This window comes from Paraflavitalea sp. CAU 1676 (assembly GCF_029223285.1).
GTDB lineage: Bacteria > Bacteroidota > Bacteroidia > Chitinophagales > Chitinophagaceae > Paraflavitalea.
Map to the genome: position 1 here is coordinate 338,922 of NZ_JARHUJ010000009.1, position 25,110 is coordinate 364,031.

Sequence of the window (25,110 nt, forward strand, 5' to 3'; positions counted from 1 at the left end):
GCTTGCGTTAAATTGTTGCATACCTGTATAGTGGTTTATTGATAAATAAACGATCTACGGTAGGCAGAGCGGGGCGATATGAATAAGACGGAACAGTGAGGTCGATTGCTGCACAGGCGGACAACAAACTATGTCCGCCGGGATGTAAAAGCAAAAAAAGGGAAAAAATACAATTAAAACAACGTAGAGTAGACTACGAGGCAGGAAAAGTCAGCAAAGCGTGCTGACTCGCCGTATGAAGATCGCGCCATACGCGGCTGATCGAAGTAGTTGGGTCAGCAGCAGCAATGCCGCAAAAGGGATACAATGCATCCACTTTCTCTCTGGCAATAGTGGCCATATGGCGGCTTGTGTGACTCATGTCGGCCAGCATACCGGCGGGTACCGAACCCGTCGCGGTCATTGAGTCCCAGGCTTTGTCGATGGCGGTATAAAAATGTAGTCTCGCAGTTTCCAGTTCCCCCACAGCGTTATGCAACATCTTGCGCAATGGCGCCTCAGCAAGGAATCTGTGAGATGGGCGCTGAAGTTTTTCTTCAAAAATAACAGCGCACAGGTCGAGAAAGCGCACGGCCATGCCGCTGTAGTTAACGGCCAGCGTAGCTTCGGCAAATTGCAGAAAGGGAAAGTGGAATACCGGGTCAGGCAACACCGCCTTGCCGGGCTCCAGTACAAAGCTCCGGTCAAAAGGCACCAGCACATCCTTAATGGAAAACCCATGACTGCCCGTTGCGATCATGCCGATCGTGTGCCAGTTCTTGCGAAGGGAAACTTCGTCAGTATAAAACCAGAAAGACTGGATCAGTGGATTTCCTGCAGCATCTTGCAGGGGTGTGCCATCTTTTTCTATAATGCAGTTGGTAGTAAACGCAGTAGCGTGCATTGCGCCGGTCGCGTAATTCCATTCGCCGCTCACCAGATAACCAGCGTCGGTTATCTGCGCTACGCCCGATGGTTTGCCACTGCCTGCCAGGCAAGCCTTACGATTATCAAAAAGCACGTTCCGTGCAGAATCGGCCAGGAATCCGGCAAACCAATTAGCGCCACTGCACAACGTTACCGTCCACCCCACACTGCCATCTGTCCAGGCAAGGGCTTCTTCCAGTCGCAGAGCTTCTGGCAGCGACAAACCTAACCCGCCGAAACGTTCTGGTACAAAGAAATTGAACCAACGCTGCTGGTAAATAATGGAAAGTTGATCATCGTGCAACCGTCCCAGCAATTCTGCATCGGCTGCAAATTCGCGCAAGGTACCATACAGCACAGGTTCAATGATCGTCGATGGGTGATGGATATTCGTCATGGTAAACAAAGAGAATTAAGTAAAAGACACGTTTTGTTCAGCCTCCTCAGCACGGAGGATCTTATTCCATTTAATATACCCAAACACAGCAACGATAAACAGGAATAAGGTCAGGGCAGCATACAATGGCAGGTCTTTGTGGAGTAACAAGGGAATAGCAAATGCATTCGACAAGTTTAATAAGATCCAATTCTCGATCTTACGTTTGGCCAGCAACCACATGCCCGCCCAGGCAGTGGCGCTCACCCAGGCATCCCAGTAAGGTACAGTAGAAGGGGTGAACCGCTGTAAGCAAAACGACAGCAATACAAAGCCAACTACAACGATCAATAGAACCGTGATCCAGTCCTGGCGGCTGCTGCGGGTGATCTTTACAGGAGGCTCATTTTTCTTTTTCACCCAATACCACCAGCCATAAACACTCATCACTATATAATACAGGTTCAAAAGGCATTCAGCAAATAAACCTGCTTCAAAGAGGATGAAGATCGAAAGCGCAGTGGCTGCAATGCCGGTAGGGTATAGCCATATCTTGTTGGCTTTGGCAAACAACACTTCCGAAACACCGAGTGCCAGTGCCAGCCATTGAATAGGGGGCGTTTCCGCCAGTTGCTGGCCCAAAAGAATAAACCATTCCGTTAAGGTCATACACAGTAAATTAAAAATGATCCAACAAGCCCAAAGGGAGCAACGCACACGTAATGCGCCGGAAGTTGTTATGCCTCGTCCCTACGCCGGTATTATCCGGATCAGGTGCTTGAAAGAAATCATTGATATTCAACAAATCCTTTCAATGGGTATAATCTCAGCCTTGATTTCAGTTTCGCCCGGAAGGCGAAACAAGGCACCCCTTGAGTTGTAGAGCGCAAAGATAACACCTGCCACCCAAACCCTTCTCAAAAAAAATCTTCCCCCTGCGTATGGAAATTATTCATTCCTGCATCATAGGCAGTCAAAACGGAAAAAGTAACGGTGAAGAAGGGCAGAGGAAAAACCATAATTGATCAATCATGCAGCGCAAAACTATCTTGCTTACAGCCATCGTTGGGTTGACATCCCTTGTAGTCAGGTCTCAAACCGGCAGCTTCGATAAGAACAGGGTGCAGGACCATTTTCAGGAGCAGCAATACGAAGAAGCTATCACTTATCTGCAACCAATTGTGGCAGCCGATTCTACCGATCAGCAAACATTGCGCTTACTCGGCTATGCGCTGTATATGTCCGACAATGTCCGGGACGCAAAACAATGCTACCAACGCATGTTCAGTAACGACACGGCAAACATTACGGCCAATCATTACCTCGCCACCATATATTATAATCGCGATCCCGATGTTGCCATAGAGTATTATACCCGTTTAATCACGCTCCAACCCCAAACTGCCAATTATTATCGTAGCCTCGGTGAATTGTTAAGTCGCAAGAAGCTGAAAGATACAGCCCTGCTGTTCCTGCACGAAGCGTACCGCCTCTCACCGAGGGATCCGCGTAACCTTGTTTCGCTGGCGGAAGTGTTGATCGATACGAAAGATTACCGGCAGGCCGATAGCTTGTTGGAAACAGGGCTCGGGCGCGACTCCCTCAATATATCCTTTCTGCGCACGCGCATACGAAGCGCTTATGAGGAAAAAGACTACATCAGTGTAATAGTGCCGGGCGAGCGTCTTTTGCGGTTGGCCGAGATCAATATGGGACCGTTGATCAAGTTGACACTCGCCTACTACAATTTGCAGCACTATGAAGAAAGTATCCGGGTTTGCGAATACATGTTTGCTGCCGGATTGGAAACCGAAGCTGTTTACTACTATGCTACGAAGTCATATGCCAAGCTGAAAGATTACGGAAAGAGTAATGAATACCTGGAGCAATGTCTGGGAAAGGCCATCAGTAAAACCGCTGAAATGTATTACTTCACCTATGGTGAAAACTATGAAGCCACTAAACAATACAAAAAAGCAGTAGCTGCTTACGATACAGCTTACTACCTGTTCAAAAGCCCGCTTGCATTATACAATTGCGGCCGCATCTGTGAGGTAGAGCTCAAAAATCCCACCCTGGCCCGGCAGTACTATACCCGCTACCTGCAAACCGCCCAACCCGTTGAAGCCGACGAAAAGAAAGCCTACGCCTACGTAAAAGAACGCTGGGGGAGGAAAACTGGTGCAAAAAAATAATGGACTGAAATTCAATCCCCACTATCATTAATCGCCATTAATCTTTATCAATAAAAGTAGTTTTGCGTAATAATCGGTCAAGGAACAACGTAATACTGCTTATTAACAAAGTTACGTTAAGGAAAGCTACAATATGTTTTGCCTGCCTGATGAAAGGTTGATACCTTAGGATAGTAATAACCGTTAATCAGACTACAGACTAAAACAACTGCAATGAGAACCAGAAAAGCAATCATCACTATGATGGCATTGTCAGGCGTTGTCGTATTAGCAACGCTTTGCAATCCAAAACCAACACCCGACGTAACAGTCAACACCATCACACCCGTTGAATTACCCATCGTGGTACCGGGCTTCAACTTTCCCGAAGATTCCAACACCATCTACAGTTGGTTGAACAACAAAAACTTTCCGGGTAATTACGACTCTGCCAGTGTCTACAACCACGTATGGGGCATCTGGGCAGGGCTCACCGCGCAATCGGGACAGGTGTACCAGGGAGATTCCCTGCGCACCTTCGAAACCTGGCTCGGTATTACCGACATCCGCAACCTTATCATCAACGACAGCAGCGGCTGTGCCGGTGCGGCTACCAAAACGATGCGAGCACAGTTGCACTTCCCGCATCAGTTCGAGCATGGTTTTCACACTACCGGCAACATCATGGCAAAGGGAGCTATGAGCCGCGAAAAGATCGATTCTGCCGAAGAGTTTTGGGTAACCGTAGCCTACGATCCCAACGCAGCCTGTTATGCCACCACCAACAAGATCCTCAAGCAATCAGTACTCGATTCATTCAAAGTGCAGGGTGCCATTGGGTCAGTTCCTAAATTCCCGCAAAAGGCCATCACTGTCAAGCCCACTTATTTCGTTGGTAAAGAAAAAGGTGGATTGGTGAAAATACCGGTATGGACCGGCCCGCGCGATTCCGCACAAGGTTATGGATTCAATATCTGGCCCAAAGTCGTGTATGTTGATGTGAAGAACACCCAAAAGCCGGGAAAGAAAGTAATCCCGGTCGATACCACCGCTACCGATATCGAGTCGGCGAAAGTCAACCTCAACGACTTCATTCACTTTAAGCTCGATTCGGCCATGGCCGCCTATATGAATGCCTCCGACAGCACCGAAGGGGTTAACAATGCAGAAGCAGGCAATATCGCCATACTCGTAGCCATGCACGTAACCACCAAAGAGATCAGCAACTGGACCTGGCAAACATTCTATTGGGCGCCCGATCCCGATACCCCTTACTCGCCAAGTTCCTTCCTTGCACGCAAACTGAGGCCCTTACAGATCACCGGTGCGGCCGCACACTACGCAGCGGTGAGTGCCTATACCATGGTACTGCCCAATCAGCCCATCAACGGCGGCACCAATACAGGGGTCAAACCAATGATAGGATACAATCCTTATCTCGAAGCAGGATTTGCAGGACTTGGTCCGGTGGGAGATCCAAATGTGGATTTCAACATACGCAGTGTACTCATACCCGGAAAACCACTCGGCATTCAAACGAATTGCATGACCTGCCACAGCCTTGCCACCGAAGATGGCCTCATCGGTTACTCCAGCGATCAATACATCAGCATGGACTCATCCTTCTTTAAAGGAAGGGTACAGCTCGACTTTGCCTGGTCTATCCAGGGAAACAAGATCAGGGATAAAGACTTGAAGAAAAAATAACCAACATAACAAAGCATCAAAACAAAAAGGCGCCTCCACTCCCGGAGACGCCTTTGGTTTATGAGCAGAGAAAACAACTATTCTTTTACAAACCGGCTATTGAACACCTGGCCATCGATCACGGCATGGATTACGTAGATGCCTTGGTTCAGGCCCGCAACATCCACCATCACCAGGTTGGTGCCTTTCTGAATATCACGCTGTTCGCGTTTCGTCAGGCGGCCATTCACATCGAATATCTCCAGGGAAATGCGCTCTTTCACCTGGCTTTGGATCGATACATTTACCTTGGCCGAAGCACGGGTCGGATACAAGGACAACGAAGTCGCACCCGCACCATTCAGCGAAAGTTTGATCACCTTGCTCAATTCAGTGCGGCCATCCTCATCCACCATCCGCAGGCGGTAATAGCTGGTAGAAAGGGGAGCCTTGTCTTCGAATGAGTATGTCTTTACCAGATCTGTGTTCCCGCTTGCAGCAACTTTACCGATTTCAGTGTAGTTGGCACCGTTGGCAGATCTTTCGATAACAAACTCCTTGCTGCTGATCTCGGATGAAGTTTTCCAGGTCAGTTGCGCACCGCCGTTCACCACACTGCCCGAAAAGGACACCAGTCGCACAGGAAGGGCAAAACCGGCAAACACGGCACGGGCCGGATCGGTTTGCATATACAATGGACCGGTAGGGAATTGGTTGAATTCGTAAATGGCAACGTGGTAAGTCTTGCCTGCATCCAGGTTGGTGATAGTAACACTGTTTCCGGTACCACTGTGCACAGCGAAATTACCATTACCCAGTTGGGCGCCGCTGCCAAAGAAGGTGTTGGGAATATAAGGCGTGTTGTTCACTGGTGCAGCATCAACAGCACTACCTTCTTTTACCAGTACCAGTCGCTGCTGGCCGCTTCCATTGCCCCATTCAATACTTAAAGCAGTGCCAATGCCGGCGTTCTTGAACTTGATCCCTGTTGCAGGGTCGGTGGGCGGTCCAAGGGTCGTAACGCCATTGAAGGCGCTCAGTTGTGTATTGTACACAGGACCCATAAAGCCGTTGTACTCAAACACCGCAAAATGGTAGGTAGTGCCAGGGGTAAGATTAGTGACCGTTACATTGTTTTGAGATCCTTTGTACACGACATAATTGTCGGTGCCGATCTTTGAATTGGTAGTGCCAAAGGAGGCATTGTTACTGTAAGAGATCAGGTCTTGCGGCGTCACGTTTACCGGACCATCCTTGCGTCCAATCACGATCCTGCTATCACCATTGCCGCTTGTCCAGTTAACATTAACAGTGTTGCTGCCGATAGAAGAAAATTGCACAGTCTTCGCCTGGTCTGTGGGCTTGGTCAGCGTAGCGTGCTGACCTTTGGCGAAGCCGCTGGTGAGGTAACGGGTATTGGAGCCGGTACCATCATATTCAAAAACAGCAAAGTGGTAGGTTTTGTCAGGTTGCAGGCCGGTAACCGAAATTTCATTGGTCGGGCCGTTGTAAAGGATAAATTCACCATCTGCGATCTTGGGCCCACTGCCGAAAGCAGCATTGGCGGTATAGGTTTCGCCATCTATTGGCTGGGAAAGTACTTCCGATCCCAGTTTGCCGATCACGATCCGCTTGGTGCCGTTGCCCGAAGTCCAGGTCACGGTCATCTTATTCCCTTCAATGCTTTCAAAATTGACGGCACTCGAAGGGGTGCTGGGGCGTTCGAGGGTAGTCTTGCTGCCGGTGATGGCGCCACTGGTTAGGTACACCGGGGCCGAGCTTCCATTGTATTCAAAGATCTTGAAGTAATAAGTAGTACCCGGCAACAGGTCATAAACAGTGGTAGAATTACCGCTGTTGCTGTATACCACGAAGTTGTTGTTGCCGATTTTTGTACCTGCACCAAAACTACCGTTGGCAGCATAGGCGGTAAAATCAGCCGGTGTAGCATCCACGGGGCTGCCGGCTTTCGCCAGGATCAACCGGTCATTACCTGTTCCTTTCGTCCAGGTGAGGGCGATGGAGTTGCCGGTAACCGTGGGGAATCCTAAGGACGAACTATTGCCTGTTGGCGCACTCAGCGTGCTACGTTGTCCACTTAAATAAGCGCTCGTGAGATAGAAATTCTCAGCGCCGATAGCGTTATAATCAAACACGGTAAAATGATAAGTAGTGCCAGGCAATAATTTAGTCACGGAAACTTCTGCCCCGGATGCGCTATTGAAAATTACAAATTCACCATCTGCCACCGATTGACCATCGCCAAAAGCAGCGTTCGGCAGGTAAGTCTCATTATCGGTTGGTTTAAAAGTAACAGGACTTCCTGCTTTCGCAACCACAAGTCGACGATTGCCATTCCCCAGGTTCCACGATACTTTCAGGCGATTACCCTCTACATAGCTAAACTGCATGTTCGTAGAGGCCTGCGTTGGTGCCTGCACGGTGGTAAAAGAGGCCGTTGGATGATTACCGGTCAGGTACACAGGCTGGCTACTGCCATTGTATTCGAAGACGGCAACATGATACGTGGCGCCGCCGGCTAAGCCGGTTACAGTGATTGAGCTTCCTGTATTGGAGAAGACGGAGAAGCCGCCACCAACAGACACACCACTGCCATAGGTTGAGTTGCCGCTATAAAGTTTGTAGTCTACGGGCAGTCCATTCAAAGGATCAGTTTTCCTTAACACTACAAGCCGTTTGTCGCCATCTCCATTTTCCCAGGAGATCGTCACCGCATTCGACTGAGGATTGCTAAAAAAGATATTTTTAGCAGCGGTAGTGGGAGCACTCACCGTGCTTTTGAATCCTGTCAGGGCGCCTGCATTAAAATAGCGGATGCCGGTACCGGAACCATCGTATTCAATCACGGAGAAGTAATAGGTCTCGCCTTTGCTTAATCCGGTTAAATTAATAGAATTGGAAGTGCCGGTCGATAACACATATTCGCCATCGGCGATCATATCACCTTGCGTAAATACGGTTTTGCCAGTATAGGTAACGCCATCTTGTGGCTGGGCAGTAACAGGGCTGCCTTTCTTTGCAATGATGATGCGGCCAACACCATTGCCGCGGTCCATGCCAATCGTCATCCTGTCTCCTTCTACATTCGTAAATGTGTATTTGGTAGCCGGTACCGATGGTCTGGGCAAAGTAGTACCCGTTGTAACCGTAGGGTTCGTTGTGGCATACACATATCCCTGGTTGCCGGCATATTCAAAAACAGAAAAGTGGTAAGTAGTTTCAGGTTTCAGGTTGTCGACCGTGGTCGATTCGGCACTGCCTTCATAAACAACATAGTTGCCATTGCCGATCTGCGAACCCTTTTCAAAAGAGGCATTGGCAGTATAATTGACCAGGTCAATGGGATTAACGTTTACAGAAGCGCCCTCGCGTGCTAAAACGAGACGGCCGCTGCCATTTCCTTTTTTCCAGCTCACCTTCATGGCATGGCCAATGATCTCGCCAACACCCGCCAGGGTTGCTTGTCCGGTAGGGGCCGATAAGGTAGGCTTGCTGTTACGCGCCGGGTCGGTACGGAGAAATTCGATCGCAGCACCAGCGCCATTGTATTCAAAAACCGCAACATGGTAGGTGTTGTTGGGCGTAAGGCCGGTAAGCGTAAAGCTGTTGCCGCTGCCATTGAACACTACAAATTCACCATCCGCAATTTCAAAACCGTCGGTAAGCTTGGCGCCCGGCGTATAATAGATGCCGTCTTGTGGCAATGCCGTAACAGGGGCGCCTTTGCGGGCAATAACGATACGGTTAAGGCCGTCGCCTTTTTGCCACAACACGGCCATCCGGTCGCCATCCACCGAAGAGAAGGTAACGTTCGTGGCCGGTTTGGTAGGGGCAGCTAATACGCCGGGACCATTATAGGCCAGCAGCTTGCCCGCTACGCATATCAACAATAAAAAGCAGGTAAAAATAGATTTCATAAAATAACTTGATAGAAAAAGGTTGTAAAAGAAAAAGTCCAATTCGCCCGCAAAAGAACTTGAAACCACCGCGTCAAAAAACGCACCCGTGCATGAACTGGAGTAATGCAGGAATGATTTGAGAAAGCCTTGCCATGTCTTGTAAGCCTAACCGCCATCCGAAGCAGGTTGACCGTTTTAGGCAGCCTTTTTGTATTTTTAGGTATCCCTTTACTCAACTCAAACAGATGCAAACCCCACGAAATCTGATCATTGTTGCCATTGTAATCATCGCCTCCGTTGCTTGCGGCGACGGACCTGCCGGTAAACAGGCTACGCAGGACTGTTCAGCAACACCAAAAGAGTTCTTAACCTGGTACAAGGCAAACTATGATCCCGTCAATCATATTCAATTCGCTCCATTAACGGCCAACGATATTTCGGGCTATTACCGGGTAAACTTTGATAGTGTGGCGAAATACCAGCAGCACCTCAAAGCATCAGGATACTTCAGTGATAAATTTTTGGCTGATCAATTGCAGTATTTCAAAACGGTGAGCCATGAGTTGGAGCAAAGCCATCAGAACGATGGCCCGCCCGAAGGACTGGAGTATGATCTGCTGCTCTATACGCAGGAGCCGGAGCTTTGGTTAACAGACACGCTGCAGTGTAAGCCGGTCGATGGACAAAAAGGAACCTTTCAGGCAGTCTCACTGGCGGGCACGCTCCGGTTTTATACTGCGAACAAATCGGGCAAATGTCAAATTGATAGCATAGCACCTATAACAGAGTAGGAGATTCAGCAGCCAACCCAAATGTTCTCCAGAAAATTCTTTAAGAGTAAACTATGCGATTGTTATTTCTCGTGCTTCAGGTCTTATGCATTGTAGCCTTTTTGTTTCTCCTGTTCTTTTTTTTGCTGGCAATTGCCAGTAGTCACGTTATTCCCCCAAAAACATATCTGCTCGTCCTTGTGAACTTGTTGGGGATAGCCATCCTTTGGATCATATTTAACTGGTTGCGTCGAAAGGTGGAAAGTAAGCCAACGAAGTAGTGCTGGTATTTATTTGTATTTCTCATGGATTCTCTTGTCGCAATCATGTATGGCATTGAACAAAAGACGGGTGAATCAAAAAATGACAGTAAATTTAATAGGAGTGTTCCAGCTACGGCAACACTAGCCATTTGGTCTACCATCAAAACCGCAGTCATGGAAGAGAACGAAAAACTGAAGAGAGTAGTAGAGGCGCGCATGAAGCTCAAAGCCCGCTTTGAAGACAAGATGCAGAACACGCCTTCCGTGTCCGACAATAAGCCGCTCGGCAAAGGCAATCCCAACCGCCATGGCATGCCCGTAGTACCGGTAGGTCAGGTGGTCACCCACAAATGGCCCGTCCTCGATCTCGGCATTCAGCCCGAAATATCCCTTAGCGATTGGCGCCTTACCCTGGATGGTGAAGTAGAGCATCCCGTTACCCTCAATTGGGATGAGTTCATGGCACTTCCCCAAACCGACGACCTCTCCGATTTTCATTGCGTCACTACCTGGTCAAAGCTCGATATGGACTGGCGCGGTGTTCGCCTGCTCGACCTGGCAGCCCTGGTACAACCCAAAGAAACAGCCTCACACATCCTCTGTTATGGCTACGATGATTACACGACCAACCTCTCGCTCGAAGAAGCACTCAAGCCCGATGTGTTGCTGGTACATACATTCGAAGGCAAGCCCTTGCCCAAAGAACATGGAGGACCCGTTAGGATGATCACGCCGCAGTTATATGCCTGGAAAGGATCGAAATGGATTAACCGTATAGAATTTCTTCCACACAATGTCCTCGGTTTTTGGGAAGAAAGGGGGTACTCCAGTACGGCCTACCCCTGGCGTAATGACCGCTATTCCTGAAAAGTGACGCCAAAAAAGATTGACGAAAGTCATTTATTTGCCATTTTTCGTGGCTCTGTTAGCTTCATGAATCGTTGTAGCATAAAAACCGTAGCTCTACGTTTGGAATGTATAGTAATAACGTCTTATATTAGAGTAGAAATTACTTCGGCTCTGTATTAGTATCACCTTCCTTTTTTGGTTTCCATTTTTCCTGCGAAAACGTATCGCTGCCTACCCATGTGCATGAGTGTATGCCTGTAACAAGGTTTACATGTTAACACAAAAAGAGCTGTTAACTATTAAACGCCTATGCCCAGTAAAGATATCGTTGAGGTATTGCTTGCTGCTGCACTACTTATTGTCAGTGTAACAGTCAGCCTCATATTACTCCTCAAACACTTCCGGAAAAACAAGACACGCCCATTTTCGATCACTCCGCCTTCCGAAACAGAAAGGGAAGCGCAGTTACTCAAAACCCAGCTCGAATTGCAGGAGCAAACCTTTCAGCACATCAGTCAGGAGATACACGACAATATTGGACAGGCGCTAACGTTTGTCAAACTCAATATGCACACCATCGATCTCCACAAGCCTGAGGAGACTGAAAATAAACTGTCTGAATCCAAAGCCCTGATTGCAAAAGCTATACAGGATCTCCGCTACATCGCCAAGTCGCTTAATACCGATTTTATTAATGAAGCGGGTCTTGCAGCCTGTATAGAGCACCAGTTGCATTTCCTGGAAAAGACAGGCCTGTATACCACCAGCTTGAGCATCGATGATCGTTGGACCAAAAATACTCCTGAAATAGAATTGGTCCTCTTCAGGGTGATCCAGGAACTGCTCAACAATATCGTCAAGCATGCCGAAGCCAGTCATATTGCCATCGAGCTTCACCATCCACCGCAATCGCTTTCCATCACCGTGCGCGACAACGGAAAGGGATTTATACCGCAGCCACAGGTATTGCATGAATGTGAAAAGGGGCTTGGGCTTAGTAGTATGAACAAGCGGCTGGCCATGATCCACGGGCAGATCATAATTGAAAGCACACCGGGCGCAGGCACCATCGTGCACATAGAAGTGCCGCAGCAAGGCGAAGAAAGTCGTGTAACAGCTAACAAAAGCAGTGATATGTACAACTATCTGCCGGTTTAAGTAGCCTACCTTTGTAGCTCGAAATCAAACTACGACACCAACCTGTAAAAGCATACCTATGGCAGCAGAAGAGCATATCGTTAAAATACTGGCAGCTGAATATGTAACCCACAACGTTCGCCGGTTTACGCTCGAAAAGCCGCAAGGGTATAAATTCAACCCCGGACAGGCAACGGAGATCAGCATCAACAAGCCCGATTGGAAGAGTGAGCGCCGGCCTTTTACCTTCACAAGCCTCAATGAATGGCCCACGCTCGAGTTTACGATTAAGATTTACACCGATCATGATGGGGTCACGAATCAACTAGGCAAGCTGCAGCCGGGCGATGAATTGCTGCTGCACGATGTATGGGGCGCCATTCATTACAAGGGGCCGGGCACGTTTATTGCCGGTGGGGCCGGGGTTACGCCATTTATTGCCATACTCAGGCAGCTTCACAAAACGAATCAGCTCGGCGACAATCAGCTAATATTCTCCAATCGTACGGTGAAGGATATCATCCTCAAGGAAGAGTTTACGGAGATGCTGGGCAGCCGGTTTATCAATACGCTCACGCAGGAAGCAGCCGCTGGTTATGATAACCACAAGGTGGATGAAGTGTACCTGAAAGAGAAAGTAGCCGACTTCAATCAATACTTCTATATCTGCGGGCCCGATCCCATGGTCGAAGGCCTGGAAGCCCTGCTCATACAACTTGGCGCACCGAAAGAGAAGGTGGTCCGGGAGCAGTTCTAAGGGTACTTTCCATTGTAGCTACCTTCCCAATTGCATCCACACATATTTACCGCTCCTGCTAGCTGCATTCAGGTGCCGGGCAAAAGCGGTATACTTCGCTGATGATTAAAAGCTGACTCTATGCTCACCCGAAGATAGAGCATAGAGTCTTATGGGTTGGAGGTAAGATATCCCGGAGATATACCACAGATAATAGGGAGATTAGCCGGAGATATACCACAACTTATTGATCCGGAATATCTCCGGGATTATTGCATAATAATATTTTTATATTAGTATTAAATATTTTAACTTGATATTGAAGTAGTATGGAGGGTCTGTGAGATTGCTATTCACTAACCTAAAAAGTTTCCATTATGGCAAAGCTGAATGGTCCCCATGAGCTGGATGGCTCATTAGGCGGACTCTCGTATTACAAAATGCGTGGAGTGGATGGTGTCGTCGTGCGGGAGAAAGGTGGGCCCTCCAAGGAAAAGATCAAAACCCACCCCAATTTACACCTGGTCCGGCGGAGCAATGCGGAGTTTGGTGGGCGGTCAACGGCAGGCAAATGGATCCGCAAAGTGCTCGACGCACAGCTGCCGATGGCCGATTATAATATTTCGGGGCCACTGGCGGCTTTGCTAAAAGCAGTTCAGGTGCTCGATACTAAGGGCAATCTTGGAAAGCGTTGTGTGAGGTTGTCGGTCAATCCGGTTATCATTAAAGGTTTCCCGCTCAACCGGAAGAATTTCTTCGATTCCGTGGTGCGTATACCGGTTGACTATGCCATAAGCCGGGAAACGGGTTCGGCGAGGGTGCAGATCCCGGCGCTGCTGCCTGCCATCAATTTATTTACGCCACATAATTATGCGATGTTCCAGTTGGTGGTGGCCTGGGGTATGGTGCCTGATCTCTACCCCGACGGCAGGAAAGACCAATCGTATAATATCTCACATGATACGGCAACGGATCAGACTTTCTTCGATAAGATCAGGTATTTTCCTTCTCAACAGGGTTACGACAAAATTCCCAACGAAGTATTCAAGTCCGATTGGTACCCGATAACGAAAGGTTCTCCGGCTATCGATACTGAACTTACCCTGCGCGTACTTCCACCCGATACAGATTTTACTTTGGTCCTGTCCATAGGCATTTGCTATGGGATCATGGAAGCGGCCGATTATGTGCGGCAGGCGCCGTATGTAGGGAGTGCGAAAATTCTGGCGGTGGGGTAAGGCTTTCAAATGGTAGAGGTCTATTATAATTTTTCCACCAGTTCTTGCAAGGCCTTTTTTATTGAAGGTATATGGGTGCACACTCTTGGGTCCATTATATTACCACCAAACCCATCAGCTTCATCTGAAGCAGTTTCTTTTATTTTTTGGAACTGCGCTTTAAGTTCTACGGGATGGAGGTCGGCTAATCCCCAAACACACATTACCCGAACGAATGGTTTTATTGTCGTGTCGGCCACAACGCTCGTGAGTTCCTTCTTGCTTATTTCAGAATTAATAGTACCTAAGGCCCTTGCTGCAGATATCTGATTGTGGAAATTGGTTTTGTCCTTTAAAAAGGGTAATATCAATTGCTCTTGAATGGAAAGCTTTAAATGACAAATACTTTCCAATGCCACGTGTTGCAAAAAGAATGTATTTAATTCATCCGGGCCAAAACCTGCAGGCTTTTTAGTGAGGTATTCCTGTGCAAAATGCAGCATATAAGGTTGGTCGTATGAAAGCCCGTGGTAGTTGTTGAAAATAGCTGTCATTACCTTTTCATAGATTGGCACAGGCACTGAAGCCTGATGATAGCTATGCCGGAAGGTAGCTGCTACGCTGCTGTCATAGACATAGTCGAAGCCGGTGGTCGGCGTTGCAATGCAATATTCTCCTTTATTATTTTGTTTGATGAAGAAATAGCAGCTATCTAAAGCTAAGGTTTGGAATTCTGCACCATGCCCACCCGAAGTACTGCAAATTGTAAGCAGGTAAAAATTAGTGATCGTGATTGAGCCTTTTAGCTCGTTGCCGCCAAGTGTTTTGATGATCTGAATACTGATTCCCTTTTCTTCATCGGTTGAATTGACCTTTGCCAGTACGAAGGAGGAGGCTTGCTTAATAACCTGATTGGCCCATGGCTCATCCCAGGTGGTGGCAAAAACACTTTTCAAAGTGAGCAGGAAGACAAAAATGAACAGTCCGAGACGCTTTTTCATGTTGGTGGTTTAGGATGGGGGAGAGGTTGTGTATATGGATCGATTCACGGGTTACCCGGAATAGTAACGAAAAGCTCCGCCTTTTGTTTTTGTTATTTCTTTTTACTTTGGTCTTTGGGGTTCGTTACATCCCTGATGGGGCCATCCGCCTTAATGATTGCAATTTTTTTCTGCTGTTGTTTTGAAAGCGTTTTCTTTTTAACAGGAACCAAACCACTATTAATGCGGTCAAGAGTTTCACGTGCTGCATTTGCCAAATCCGGATTTGTAAGGGAATCTTTATTTATTTGGTGTTGCACGTATGTCCGCATGTATGAATGATGATTTCTTACTTCTTCAACCAGCATGTTGCTGGCCAAGACTTCGCCCGACTTGTAGGCAAGATAGTCTGTGTCCGGAGCTTTCTTTCTGAAATACTCATGTACCCATTTTTGAAACTCCAGGTATTGCCATAATGCTTTTATTGTTTCTTCTTTGGGTTCAGTGAGCAGGTTTGTGTTGTTGCGAAGCGAGCCGGCATTGCAGCCGACAGCGGCTGAGGCTGCAGCCAGCGTCAATCCCAGATCTTTTAATTGCTGTTGAATTTCGACAAGCTCCTTTAGTAGAGGCTTGTCGTCTGGAATCTCCTTCTTTTTGCTTGTTCTTTTGCCCAAGGGCCTAATAAGTTTAAAAAATATAATTGAAATGACGAAAGATGTCATATTTGACCTATATTTGCTCTGCGTTCAACCTCTCCAGGCACCTGTGGTGGGTTGGGCAAAATAGATACTATCCAACCACAGCACACGCGCCAAGGCAATGACTCCTGGTCAATGACCTGGCATTAGGCAAATAAAGGTCTATGTATAATGGCAATAACAATATGGCCAGCTCGTCATCGCCGGGCAAGGCAGAGTATTGCAAGTATACATGGCTAACATACGAATAATTCAGGTAAAACGACTCGTTTGTCGGGTCGGTGCCCGTTAGTATGCAAAAAAAGCCGGTACAATTACCGGCTTCGTGTAGGATAAACATAAAGGTTAAGGAGTGAAATACCCGAATAAGGTCAAAAATGATTCAGTAATGACCCGCGGGTTACCGAAAGCCGCAAAGCGGATACAATACAACGCTTCCGTAACCGCCTGAAGAATCTCACCGACACCGTCAGGTTTACAGTAAATTCTTTCATAGTTGATAGATGGCTGGCTTTTAATGAAGGTTCCCGCTTCGTGGCCAGCCAATATTTGATGGTACTGGCAATAAGCCAATAACCCGTACCATGTTCAGGATAACATACTTCGATTGATCACACAGAATCCTGTGCGCAAACATTTGCTATTCTTTATCGGGGGAAATGTCACTACCGTTCACTCGCGGTAGGCTCGTTGCCGTTCTTGTATACTACCATGCAGGCCAGGGAAGCGCTGTTGGGCCTTGCGGTAGCAAGATAGGGAAATAAGGCAATTCAGTAAAAAATAAATAGGTCATAATTGACCTTTTGTATTTTCTGGCCGCCAGTGGCCAATAAGAACAATCCTCAATCTGCCTGTACACTCAACTTTGTTTTTTCCAATTCCAAAGAGTTCCTCACGCTTCATCCACTTCATTTAACGTTTCACAACAGTTCACTGCATACGCAAATGCTTGTCATCGTTTTTGTTCTTCAACAGCATTCAAACTATGAAGTTCAACCGACTATTTTCTCTACTCAGTATTTGCATCCTGCTTTTAGCAGCCTGTAATAAGAAAGATGCACCTCCGTCCACATTAACGGCCGACAAATCAGCCATCAACCTCACCGCCGCAGCTGGCAAAGAGTATTTGCAGGTTACTGCCAATGTTGAATGGTCATTGAGTGGGTTGCCCACTGGCGTTACCGCTACACCTGCCAGCGGGAAAGGAGACACGAAAGTGGAGATCGTTTACCCCGCCAACACGTCTGTCGAACCAGTTACCGGCACAATATCTTTAACAGCTACAGGGGTTCCAACGGTAACAATTCTCTATAAGCAATTGGGTTCAGCACCTTCTATTTTGTCCGATAAAACAACAGTAACCGCCGATCCAGCCGGAAAGACGGAAACAGTTGTCATCACTTCGAACGTGGCCTGGAAGCTAACTCTTCCGGCAGGTATGAACTGGATTGCCGCCGACAAAACTGCAGGCGCCGCTGGTTCAACTACCATTACCTTTACCATCATCGAAAACCAAATTGGAAAGGAACGCGAAGCAGCCGTTTCATTTACTGAAGCGCTTGGCACTACCGCCCTTGCCAATATCGGTTTTAAACAACTTCAACCCGATGTCGTCATTACCTCCAGAACAGCGGGCGCTAAAGGCGGTGGACTGGTCGTTATCGACGGCCTCGGCTTTTCACCCGTTAAAGAAGAAAATATCGTTACCATCAATGGTCAGCCGGCAACCATAACGAAGGCTGAACACAATCACCTCGAACTTACGGTGCCTGCAAAGGCTGGCAGCGGCAATATAGTGGTTAAGGTCAACGCTAAAACTGCAGCGCCAGTCAGCTTTACTTATCAATGGGTTTGGCGGTCAACCACCTTTGCAGGAACCGGCGATGCTGCTGTTTTAGATGCACCCGGCGCACTGGTTGTAGATTCCGACAACAACCTGTTTGTTGCAGAAATGGCGAAATACAGGATTAAGAAGATAAGCTCAGGCGGTTCAATTGAATTGTTTGCAGGTAGTGGGGTAGAGGGAAACAGTGATGACGATATCGCAGCCAACGCTACGTTTGGTAGGATAGTTGGTCTGACAATGGATAAAAATAAGAACCTGTATGCCGTGCATTATACGGCGGCTGCCCTACGTAAAATCACGCCGGCAGGTAAAGTTACTACGATAGAAAGGTACGGTTACCTTGGAAACCCTTTTTCTGTAGCAGTAGATGGAGATGACAATGTATTTGTAACACAGGCTGATTTGGACAACGTGCGGAAAATTACACCCGGAGGAGCATTCTACGATTTTCCGGTAGCACCTGGTTCTCCGATAGGTATAGCAGTTGATAAGAATAATATTCCTTACATATTCTCAAATGATAATGGTAAGTTTTATAAAAAGTCATCAACCGGAGCGTTTGTTCACTTTACCGGAAAAGGTTACGGAGCAGAGGATGGACCTGCCGATCAGGCAACCTTCAATAGTCCGGATAACATCGTGTTTGATGCTGATAATAATATGTATGTGGCTGACGAAAACAATAGCACTATCAGAATGGTGACACCAGCTGGAGAAGTAACTACCATAGCAGGGAATGCCTTCCAGACCAGGGCCGATGTGGACGGCGTTGGGTCTGCAGCCCGTTTTAGTGGAGCGGTTGGCATAGCCATCGATAAAAATGGAAATCTTTATGTGGCCGACACAGGCAACAACAAGATCAAAAAACTCACCAAAGAATAAACGTATTTAAAGAAGGTTTCAAGCTTAGGGGTAAGCTGTTATCATTGCGATGTCTCATATGCGTCAACCTTAGCGGTTGGCGCATTTTTGTTGTGAAGGGGCGCCGATTTTTGGTGGAAGAAAGAATGGTGGGTGAAGTCGGAATTGGTTTGCATAAGTCCTGCGATAAGCGCTCCTCAAGACCGTAAACTGAACACATGCTCGCCACTGCCACCAAGTGTTAGGTGTATAAACATGGGCTTCTTTAAAATTGTAAACTGAACACATGTTCGCCGCCCTCATACCGGTAGCCGATCGTCCAGCCGTTCAGCTCGCAGATCTGCTGCACAATTGCGAGCCCCAATCCTGTCGATTGCACATGGCGCGAACTCTTGCGGAACCGGTCAAATAAGAACTCGGCTGGAAAATCCAGCGCCTCACCGCTATTGCTGATCGTCAGTTCGCTGGGTTGCAGCGTCACGCCAACTTTGCCTCCTTGCTCCGTATAACGTAAGGTATTTGACAGCAGGTTCGACACCAGCACCTCACACAGGTAGCGGTCCGAGGTTACCGTCGTTTCCGACAACTGGCTCAGGACCGCAATGCCCTTGGCTGCAAATAGATCCTCCATCATATGCAGGTGCTCCGCTACCACGAGCCGCAGATCGATCGTCTGCTTGCTTTCAAAAGCCTTATTGTCCAGCTTCGCCAATAGCAGCAGGCTCTTATTCATTTTATTCAGCCGCTCCACGCCGCTTTTGGCCTCCACGATATACCGGGCCATCTCTTCACTCACCTCCAGCTGGCTCAGCCGGTCGAGTTTCGATTGAATGATACCCAAGGGCGTCTGCATCTCATGCGAAGCGTTCTCTGTAAACTCCCGCATCGCCATATACTCCCGGTGGCTCCGTGTTGTAAGATCCTCTACAGCTACCTGCAGCTCTTTAAATTCCGTGATGGGGGAGTCGATCAGTTGCAGTGGGGCAGGGGAGGTAACTGAATGCTGCTTCAGCCTTTCCAAATTGATAAAGAACGGCCGCCAGATCTTCCGGTTCGAAAAGTAATTAATCACCACCCCCGAAACAGCCAGTAACAGGATGGCCGATAGCAATAAATAGAAGATGGTTTTTGAGTACTGCCCCCAGCCAATATAGGTGGTCATCACTTTGATATGGTAGTTCTCGCCTCCGATATGCTTCACTTCATCCAGATAGTGATAGTCTTCCTGCTTTTGCTGAACCTTATCATAAAGCACCGTATCTCCATATACCGGCCTGGTAGTAACCGGGTCCTGCGTCTTGTTCACCTGCGCAAAGGGATAGCCGGGGGTTTGTCCCGTGGCCACCTGCTCACTCACCAGCGAAGCCTGGAAGGCAAGCTGCTCATTCATCTCGTCGGTAACTTCCTTCTGCAGCAACAGGTAAAGCCCCACACCGGTGATCAGCAAAATGATGATCGTTGCCGATAGAAAGTCGCGCGTTGTGCGGTGTAGCAGTTTCATGGTGCTGTAAATTTATACCCCATGCCATATACGGTTTTGATATAGTCTATGCCCGATAAGGCGGTGATCTTCTTACGGAGATTCATCGTGTGCACATAAACAGTATCGTAATTATCTGCCATGTCATAGTGGTCGCCCCACAAATGCTCGGCAATCGACTGTTTACTGACCACCCGGTTCTTATTTACGATAAAATAGAGCAATAATTCATATTCCTTGCGGGTAAGCGCAATGACGGCATCCTGCCAACGTACTTCCTGCGCTGTAGTATCGATCACCAGGTCATCGATGAGGATGCGGTTATGACCACTGAAAGATTTGCGGCGAAGGATGGCATTCACCCGGGCGTTCAGCTCTTCGAGGTGAAAAGGTTTGGTGATGTAATCATCGGCGCCCAACCCCAGTCCGGCGAGCTTATCGGTCAGCGAGTCTCTGGCCGATACGATCAGCACTCCGGCCTCTTTGTGCTGCTTTTTCAACAGTTCAAGCAGCTTCAGTCCATTGCCACCGGGCAGCGTGATGTCGAGCACAATGGCATCGTACTCGTATAAGGCAATCTTCTCCTCGCCTTCGGCAAAATTGGTGGCCTTCTCACAGCGATACCCCTGCTCCGAAAGGTAGCGCTCCATTTCCTCCATCAATAAAGGCTCGTCTTCAACCAGTAGTAGTTTCATGCGCTAACGTATCAGGATAAAAGTGCCTGCTACGATCAGCAGGGCACCCGTTACAGTTTTCCAGTCTATCGTTTCTTTCAATAGTAATACCGATAGTCCGATGGCGATCGGCACACTCAATTTATCGATCGGGGCTACCTTCGATACCGGGCCCGTTTCCAGCGCCTTGAAGTAAAAGATCCACGACAGGCCCGTAGCCACCCCACTCAATATCAGGAACAGCAGGTTGTTGCGCGAAAGGTGCTTTACCTCTTTCAATTCTCCAGCAGCCAGCACGATACCCCAGGAAATGAATACGATCACAACCGTCCGGATGGCTGTCGCCACATTACCGCTGATCCCCTTCAAACCCATCTTGGCCAGAATTGCTGTCAATGCGGCAAAAACCGCCGATAGAACTGCGTAATATTTCCACATACACATGAAGTTTAAGTTCGGAATGGGCAGGCGGTCGCAAAAAAAAGCATCAATACCAAAGACATTCTAAAGTTCTGCAATCCCTCCCGCAGCTACAATAAAAATTTTTACGGCCTTTGGTATAGGGGAAATACCTATTTATACGTTTTCTTTAAAATTCCTACAGATTTACCTGTTAAGTTTGTGGTGATAACCCCTAAACAACCAACTGCGCCCGTCAACAGCGCAAATTCGATTGCATGTATAACAAGCTATTCCGTAATCGTTACTCGATTATTTGGGTAACCATTGGGCTGTACCTCATTTTGTCAGCCGTAACCCGTCTCGGACTTCTGATGATCACCAAGTCCTCCGGCATCACCCTTGGTCAGTTTACCGGACTCTTTTTCATCGGTTTCCTGTACGACCTGGCGGTGGCCAGCTTCATCGTCATCCCGTTTTTATTACACCTGTGGTTCCAGAACGACTTTATCTACAAAAAGAAGTTATTACTGCCAACCAGTCTGTTCTTCGCGGTACTGATCAGTTTACTCCTTTTCACGAACATCGTTCCAAAAGACTTTAGCCCCCAGCTGCACATGGCTGTAGTCATCTACATCGCCTTGCGCTGGGCTATATACGTGTTCCTGTACTTCATGCCGGTGCGTATCCGCCAGCGTTGGCGCACAGGTACCCTCTTCGTTGGGTTTACCTTCTTAACCTTTCTCCTCCTGATCAACGCAGTGAGTGAATGGGTCTTCTGGCAGGAATTTTCCTCCCGCTACAATTTCATTGCCGTCGATTACCTCGTGTACACCACCGAGGTATTGGGCAATATCATGGAGTCGTACCCCATGGGTAAAATATTGTCGGTGATCGTGCTCACCGCCATCGGCATCGCCTTTATGAGCCGGCACCTGGTCCGCAATAGCGTGGGCCAATCGCTTTCCTTCAAAAAGCGATCGATCCTGGCGGCATCCCTGCTTACCCTCCCTGTGCTCGTAGCAATTGGGCTGCCCCAGAAGTGGCGGCAGTTCAGCAAAAACGAATACGCCAATTCCCTCGCCGGGAACGGCATGTTCGAGTTTGCCATCGCCTTTACCCAAAACGAACTCAACTTCTACCAGTTCTACCAAACCCTGCCCGACGAAACAGCCTTCAACATCCTTCGCGGGCAATTGCAACTGCCCAATACCCGCTTTACGTCCAACGATCCCTTTAGCATCGAGCGGGAGATTACACATAGCGAGCCCGAGCGCAAACTGAATGTAGTGCTCATCAGTGTCGAAAGCCTCAGTGGTTCATTCATGAAGGCATTCGGCAACCAGGCAGTCATTACGCCTTATCTCGACTCGCTGGCAGCACACAGCCTTTTCTTCAATAACCTGTATGCATCTGGCACCCGCACCGTCCGGGGCCTCGAAGCCCTTTCGTTGTCGATACCACCTACCCCCGGGCAAAGTATTGTTAAAAGGCCCGATAATGGCAAGATGTTCTCCCTCGGCAGTGTTCTCCGCTCAAAAGGCTATACTACCCAATACATCTATGGCGGGTACAGCTATTTCGACAACATGCAAACCTTCTTCAGTGGCAACGGCTACACGGTCATAGACCGCTCTGCTATCAAACCCAAAGATGTGCACTATGAGAATATCTGGGGCGTGGCCGATGAAGACCTCTTCACGCTGGCCCTGCATACCCTCGATAGCAATGCTGCCACCGGTAAGCCATTCTTTACCCAGGTAATGACGGTATCCAACCACCGCCCCTATACCTATCCCGATGGCCGCATCGATATACCGCCCACCACCCAGTCACGGGAAGGGGCCGTCAAGTATACCGACTACGCCATCAATAAATTCCTGAAAGAAGCACAAACCAAGCCCTGGTTCGATAACACCGTATTCGTTATCGTGTCCGACCACTGCGCCGGCAGTGCCGGAAGTGTGGAGTTGCCAGTAACCGGTTACCACATACCCATGCTCATCTACGCACCGAAGATCCTGCAGCCCCGGATGGTCAACGACCTCACGGCCCAGATCGATGTGGCGCCCACCATACTCGGTATCCTGCGCTTGAATTATAAGAGTAAATTCTTCGGACAGGATGTGTTGAACACGCCCGTCGATCGGCAAAGGGCCTTCATCAGCACCTACCAGGGCCTCGGCTATTTGCGCAACGGAAAGCTCGTCATACAATCGCCGGTCAAAACGATCCGACAGTTCACGCCCGATTTTGCGACCGGCAATGCCAATGCTACCCCGCAGGAAGATAGCCTCGTAAAGCAGGCCATCGCCTATTACCAGTGTACGAGCTGGCTATTGAAACATAAAAAGCAATCAGAATAATACTGCCTCATTCGATAAGTCCCCTGAAAGAAGATCCTACAGGTTTTCTTTCAGGGGATTTTCTTTTACTGCTTATGTACTGATAATTCATTGTTAACGATCCACTGTACAGCCCATACTTTAAAAAGTCTACAGATTCCCGCTCGAACTTAGCCTGCATACATACCTTAATAATAGCAACCCATGAATGGAAGGATAGTAGCAGGCATGCTCGCCTTGATGTTCCTGTATGCACAGGTGGAGGGGCAAACGATGGACAGCCTCAGTAGCATGAATCAAAACCTTCCCTCCTCATCGTTGTCTGCAGGCATCCCCCTGGATTCTACAACCGGTAATCAACAGCCGCCCCGGCCGGCCGTGTCTGTCCGTCGGCCCTTTCCGGCAACCATGCTGATCCTGCCCGCAACGCTCATTACATATGGTATTACCTCTCTCGGTAATCCCGAACTAAAATCCATCAATTACCAAATTCGGGAGGAGCTTTGGCAGGAAGCGCCACACAGTCCATTGCATATTGATAATTACTTGCAGTTTGTACCGGCAGCAGCCGTCTACGGGCTAAATGCATTCGGTATAAAAGGCGAACACAACTTCCGCGATCGGACCATTATATATGGATTGTCGACCGCCATCATGGCTACTACCGTACATGGCATCAAGTCTATGAGTGGTCAATGGAGGCCCGATGAGTCGGACAGATCATCATTCCCTTCCGGACATACCGCAACAGCCTTTGCTGCCGCCGAATTCCTGCGCAAGGAATATTGGCATACCTCACCCTGGTATGGCGTAGCAGGATATGCAGTGGCCGCTACCACCGGTTATTTAAGAATGTACAACAATAAACACTGGTTGAGTGATGTGGTTGCCGGAGCAGGTATAGGAATACTTTCTACCGACCTGGCTTATTACCTGTATCCTACTGTGAAGAGATTATTCGGGAGGCATAAGGAAGCCACAACAGTAGCATTGCCGTTTTACCAGAACGGAGTAGGGGGTATCTCCTTCATTCACCACTTTAAATAGTAACAAAATATTTTCTGACTATTCTTATAACAATTGGCAAATTGATCAGCTATATGAACAGCACTAATTATTGGTGAACCATTGAAGAAGCAAAGCAAGACTTAAAGTAAACTTATTATGAAAATAATTTCTACCTTCATCAGGATTACTACATTTGGGTCGCTCCATGCTAAACACCCAACCATACAACGACTGCTGGCTTGCTTTTAAGAACGGAGATCAGGAGGCTTTCAATAGCTTGTTCAATAGCTTTTGGGAACCCTTGTTCCAGTTTGCCTATCGTGGTTTGAACGATATCGATGAAGCCAAAGAAGCTGTACAGGAATTGTTTATTTACCTCTGGACCAATAAGGAAAATCTCGCTATACCAGCCTCGGTCGAAGCCTACCTGTTTACTGCCCTCAAGAACAGGATGCTGAATCTTATCAGCAAACGGAAAACCTACCAGCAAAAGCTACAGGTTGTAACCGCGGCCCGCGAAACCAATGAGGTGTGGGAGAAGATGAATGCCAAAGACAATGAAAAGCAGGTCAGGCGCGAAGTAGAACAGTTGCCCGACCGTATGAAGCAGGTAGTCTATCTCTCCGAATATTCCGGCCTCACCATTCCCGAAATAGCCGCCGTGACCGGCACCTCCGAACAAACAGTGCGCAATCAACTCAGCCAGGCAATGAAAAAGCTGAAAGCACAATGTGCGCGCCTCCTCCACCTGTTCTAAAATATTCTTAAAAAAAGTCGACGGGCAG

Annotated in this window: 19 protein-coding genes and 1 riboswitch; of the genes, 11 read left to right on the plus strand and 8 right to left on the minus strand. The window is 48.2% G+C overall.

The window, feature by feature from the left end:
• Positions 1 to 193 precede the first annotated feature (193 nt).
• Both P2H89_RS28400 and pnuC read right to left on the minus strand, forming a co-directional pair.
• Positions 194 to 1,303 (minus strand): acyl-CoA dehydrogenase, encoded by a 1,110-nt coding sequence (locus P2H89_RS28400; protein WP_275833551.1) that lies wholly within the window; start codon positions 1,301 to 1,303, stop codon positions 194 to 196.
• Positions 1,304 to 1,318: 15 nt separating this feature from the next.
• Positions 1,319 to 1,951 (minus strand): nicotinamide riboside transporter PnuC, encoded by a 633-nt coding sequence (gene pnuC, locus P2H89_RS28405; protein WP_275833554.1) that lies wholly within the window; start codon positions 1,949 to 1,951, stop codon positions 1,319 to 1,321.
• Positions 1,952 to 2,012: 61 nt separating this feature from the next.
• Positions 2,013 to 2,165, minus strand: a riboswitch (TPP riboswitch).
• A gap of 148 nt (positions 2,166 to 2,313) precedes the next feature.
• Between pnuC and P2H89_RS28410 the strand changes: the two genes are divergently transcribed.
• Positions 2,314 to 3,477: a tetratricopeptide repeat protein gene (locus P2H89_RS28410; protein ID WP_275833557.1), complete on the plus strand. Its 1,164-nt coding sequence runs from the start codon at positions 2,314 to 2,316 to the stop codon at positions 3,475 to 3,477.
• Between the two features lie 213 nt (positions 3,478 to 3,690).
• Positions 3,691 to 5,163: a hypothetical protein gene (locus tag P2H89_RS28415; RefSeq protein ID WP_275833559.1), complete on the plus strand. Its 1,473-nt coding sequence runs from the start codon at positions 3,691 to 3,693 to the stop codon at positions 5,161 to 5,163.
• Between the two features lie 77 nt (positions 5,164 to 5,240).
• On the opposite strand, the gene P2H89_RS28420 is transcribed toward P2H89_RS28415, so the two are convergent.
• Positions 5,241 to 9,080 carry a fibronectin type III domain-containing protein gene (locus tag P2H89_RS28420; RefSeq protein ID WP_275833561.1) on the minus strand — a complete coding sequence of 1,280 codons (3,840 nt, stop codon included), beginning with the start codon at positions 9,078 to 9,080 and terminating at the stop codon, positions 5,241 to 5,243.
• A 227-nt stretch (positions 9,081 to 9,307) separates the two neighbouring features.
• Between P2H89_RS28420 and P2H89_RS28425 the strand changes: the two genes are divergently transcribed.
• The 5 genes from P2H89_RS28425 to P2H89_RS28445 all read left to right on the plus strand — a co-directional run bounded on the left by P2H89_RS28425 (position 9,308) and on the right by P2H89_RS28445 (position 14,055).
• A complete protein-coding gene (locus P2H89_RS28425) occupies positions 9,308 to 9,853 on the plus strand; it encodes a hypothetical protein (protein ID WP_275833562.1) in 546 nt (181 codons plus the stop codon).
• Between the two features lie 416 nt (positions 9,854 to 10,269).
• Complete coding sequence (locus P2H89_RS28430) at positions 10,270 to 10,962, plus strand: sulfite oxidase-like oxidoreductase (protein ID WP_275833564.1); 693 nt, start codon at positions 10,270 to 10,272, stop codon at positions 10,960 to 10,962.
• A gap of 291 nt (positions 10,963 to 11,253) precedes the next feature.
• Positions 11,254 to 12,102, plus strand: a complete 849-nt coding sequence (locus P2H89_RS28435; protein WP_275833566.1) for an ATP-binding protein — start codon at positions 11,254 to 11,256, stop codon at positions 12,100 to 12,102.
• A gap of 58 nt (positions 12,103 to 12,160) precedes the next feature.
• Entirely contained in the window at positions 12,161 to 12,838 is a 678-nt protein-coding gene (locus P2H89_RS28440) for an FAD-binding oxidoreductase (RefSeq protein ID WP_275833568.1), read from the plus strand.
• Positions 12,839 to 13,194: 356 nt separating this feature from the next.
• Complete coding sequence (locus P2H89_RS28445) at positions 13,195 to 14,055, plus strand: hypothetical protein (protein ID WP_275833569.1); 861 nt, start codon at positions 13,195 to 13,197, stop codon at positions 14,053 to 14,055.
• 23 nt (positions 14,056 to 14,078) lie between these two features.
• On the opposite strand, the gene P2H89_RS28450 is transcribed toward P2H89_RS28445, so the two are convergent.
• Together P2H89_RS28450 and P2H89_RS28455 are read right to left on the minus strand one after the other, a co-directional pair.
• Complete coding sequence (locus tag P2H89_RS28450) at positions 14,079 to 15,035, minus strand: hypothetical protein (RefSeq protein ID WP_275833571.1); 957 nt, start codon at positions 15,033 to 15,035, stop codon at positions 14,079 to 14,081.
• 92 nt (positions 15,036 to 15,127) lie between these two features.
• On the minus strand, positions 15,128 to 15,736 hold the full coding sequence (locus tag P2H89_RS28455) for a hypothetical protein (RefSeq protein WP_275833573.1): 609 nt from the start codon (positions 15,734 to 15,736) through the stop codon (positions 15,128 to 15,130).
• Positions 15,737 to 16,697: 961 nt separating this feature from the next.
• Here P2H89_RS28455 and P2H89_RS28460 point away from each other — a divergent pair.
• Positions 16,698 to 18,440, plus strand: coding sequence for an IPT/TIG domain-containing protein (locus tag P2H89_RS28460; protein WP_275833575.1), 1,743 nt, complete (start codon positions 16,698 to 16,700; stop codon positions 18,438 to 18,440).
• Positions 18,441 to 18,684: 244 nt separating this feature from the next.
• On the opposite strand, the gene P2H89_RS28465 is transcribed toward P2H89_RS28460, so the two are convergent.
• Genes P2H89_RS28465 through P2H89_RS28475 form a run of 3 tightly spaced genes read right to left on the minus strand, consistent with a single transcriptional unit; the run spans position 18,685 to position 21,011 of the window.
• Positions 18,685 to 19,920: a HAMP domain-containing sensor histidine kinase gene (locus P2H89_RS28465; RefSeq protein ID WP_275833577.1), complete on the minus strand. Its 1,236-nt coding sequence runs from the start codon at positions 19,918 to 19,920 to the stop codon at positions 18,685 to 18,687.
• On the minus strand, positions 19,917 to 20,594 hold the full coding sequence (locus P2H89_RS28470; protein ID WP_275833579.1) for a response regulator transcription factor: 678 nt from the start codon (positions 20,592 to 20,594) through the stop codon (positions 19,917 to 19,919). Before P2H89_RS28470 ends, P2H89_RS28465 begins: the two co-directional genes overlap by 4 nt.
• A gap of 3 nt (positions 20,595 to 20,597) precedes the next feature.
• On the minus strand, positions 20,598 to 21,011 hold the full coding sequence (locus P2H89_RS28475; RefSeq protein WP_275833581.1) for an EamA family transporter: 414 nt from the start codon (positions 21,009 to 21,011) through the stop codon (positions 20,598 to 20,600).
• A gap of 239 nt (positions 21,012 to 21,250) precedes the next feature.
• Here P2H89_RS28475 and P2H89_RS28480 point away from each other — a divergent pair, with 239 nt between their 5' ends.
• The 3 genes from P2H89_RS28480 (at position 21,251) to P2H89_RS28490 (ending at position 25,082) form a co-directional block, all read left to right on the plus strand.
• Positions 21,251 to 23,338 (plus strand): LTA synthase family protein, encoded by a 2,088-nt coding sequence (locus tag P2H89_RS28480; RefSeq protein ID WP_275833583.1) that lies wholly within the window; start codon positions 21,251 to 21,253, stop codon positions 23,336 to 23,338.
• Positions 23,339 to 23,521: 183 nt separating this feature from the next.
• On the plus strand, positions 23,522 to 24,364 hold the full coding sequence (locus P2H89_RS28485) for a phosphatase PAP2 family protein (RefSeq protein WP_275833585.1): 843 nt from the start codon (positions 23,522 to 23,524) through the stop codon (positions 24,362 to 24,364).
• Between the two features lie 166 nt (positions 24,365 to 24,530).
• The gene (locus P2H89_RS28490; RefSeq protein ID WP_275833587.1) at positions 24,531 to 25,082 is read left to right on the plus strand and encodes a sigma-70 family RNA polymerase sigma factor; all 552 of its coding nucleotides are present in this window, start codon (positions 24,531 to 24,533) and stop codon (positions 25,080 to 25,082) included.
• The last annotated feature ends 28 nt before the right edge of the window (positions 25,083 to 25,110 follow it).

Excerpts from the sequence above, each read along its gene's own strand:
- P2H89_RS28435 (WP_275833566.1), top strand. The coding sequence starts at position 11,254 with ATGCCCAGTAAAGATATCGTTGAGGTATTGCTTGCTGCTGCACTACTT.
- P2H89_RS28440 (WP_275833568.1), top strand. The coding sequence starts at position 12,161 with ATGGCAGCAGAAGAGCATATCGTTAAAATACTGGCAGCTGAATATGTA.
- P2H89_RS28465 (WP_275833577.1), bottom strand. The coding sequence starts at position 19,920 with ATGAAACTGCTACACCGCACAACGCGCGACTTTCTATCGGCAACGATC.
- P2H89_RS28455 (WP_275833573.1), bottom strand. The coding sequence starts at position 15,736 with ATGACATCTTTCGTCATTTCAATTATATTTTTTAAACTTATTAGGCCC.
- P2H89_RS28400 (WP_275833551.1), bottom strand. The coding sequence starts at position 1,303 with ATGACGAATATCCATCACCCATCGACGATCATTGAACCTGTGCTGTAT.
- P2H89_RS28470 (WP_275833579.1), bottom strand. The coding sequence starts at position 20,594 with ATGAAACTACTACTGGTTGAAGACGAGCCTTTATTGATGGAGGAAATG.
- P2H89_RS28425 (WP_275833562.1), top strand. The coding sequence starts at position 9,308 with ATGCAAACCCCACGAAATCTGATCATTGTTGCCATTGTAATCATCGCC.
- P2H89_RS28445 (WP_275833569.1), top strand. The coding sequence starts at position 13,195 with ATGGCAAAGCTGAATGGTCCCCATGAGCTGGATGGCTCATTAGGCGGA.
- P2H89_RS28480 (WP_275833583.1), top strand. The coding sequence starts at position 21,251 with ATGTATAACAAGCTATTCCGTAATCGTTACTCGATTATTTGGGTAACC.
- P2H89_RS28410 (WP_275833557.1), top strand. The coding sequence starts at position 2,314 with ATGCAGCGCAAAACTATCTTGCTTACAGCCATCGTTGGGTTGACATCC.
- P2H89_RS28420 (WP_275833561.1), bottom strand. The coding sequence starts at position 9,080 with ATGAAATCTATTTTTACCTGCTTTTTATTGTTGATATGCGTAGCGGGC.
- P2H89_RS28450 (WP_275833571.1), bottom strand. The coding sequence starts at position 15,035 with ATGAAAAAGCGTCTCGGACTGTTCATTTTTGTCTTCCTGCTCACTTTG.
- P2H89_RS28475 (WP_275833581.1), bottom strand. The coding sequence starts at position 21,011 with ATGTGGAAATATTACGCAGTTCTATCGGCGGTTTTTGCCGCATTGACA.
- P2H89_RS28485 (WP_275833585.1), top strand. The coding sequence starts at position 23,522 with ATGAATGGAAGGATAGTAGCAGGCATGCTCGCCTTGATGTTCCTGTAT.
- P2H89_RS28460 (WP_275833575.1), top strand. The coding sequence starts at position 16,698 with ATGAAGTTCAACCGACTATTTTCTCTACTCAGTATTTGCATCCTGCTT.
- P2H89_RS28430 (WP_275833564.1), top strand. The coding sequence starts at position 10,270 with ATGGAAGAGAACGAAAAACTGAAGAGAGTAGTAGAGGCGCGCATGAAG.
- P2H89_RS28415 (WP_275833559.1), top strand. The coding sequence starts at position 3,691 with ATGAGAACCAGAAAAGCAATCATCACTATGATGGCATTGTCAGGCGTT.
- pnuC (WP_275833554.1), bottom strand. The coding sequence starts at position 1,951 with ATGACCTTAACGGAATGGTTTATTCTTTTGGGCCAGCAACTGGCGGAA.
- P2H89_RS28490 (WP_275833587.1), top strand. The coding sequence starts at position 24,531 with ATGCTAAACACCCAACCATACAACGACTGCTGGCTTGCTTTTAAGAAC.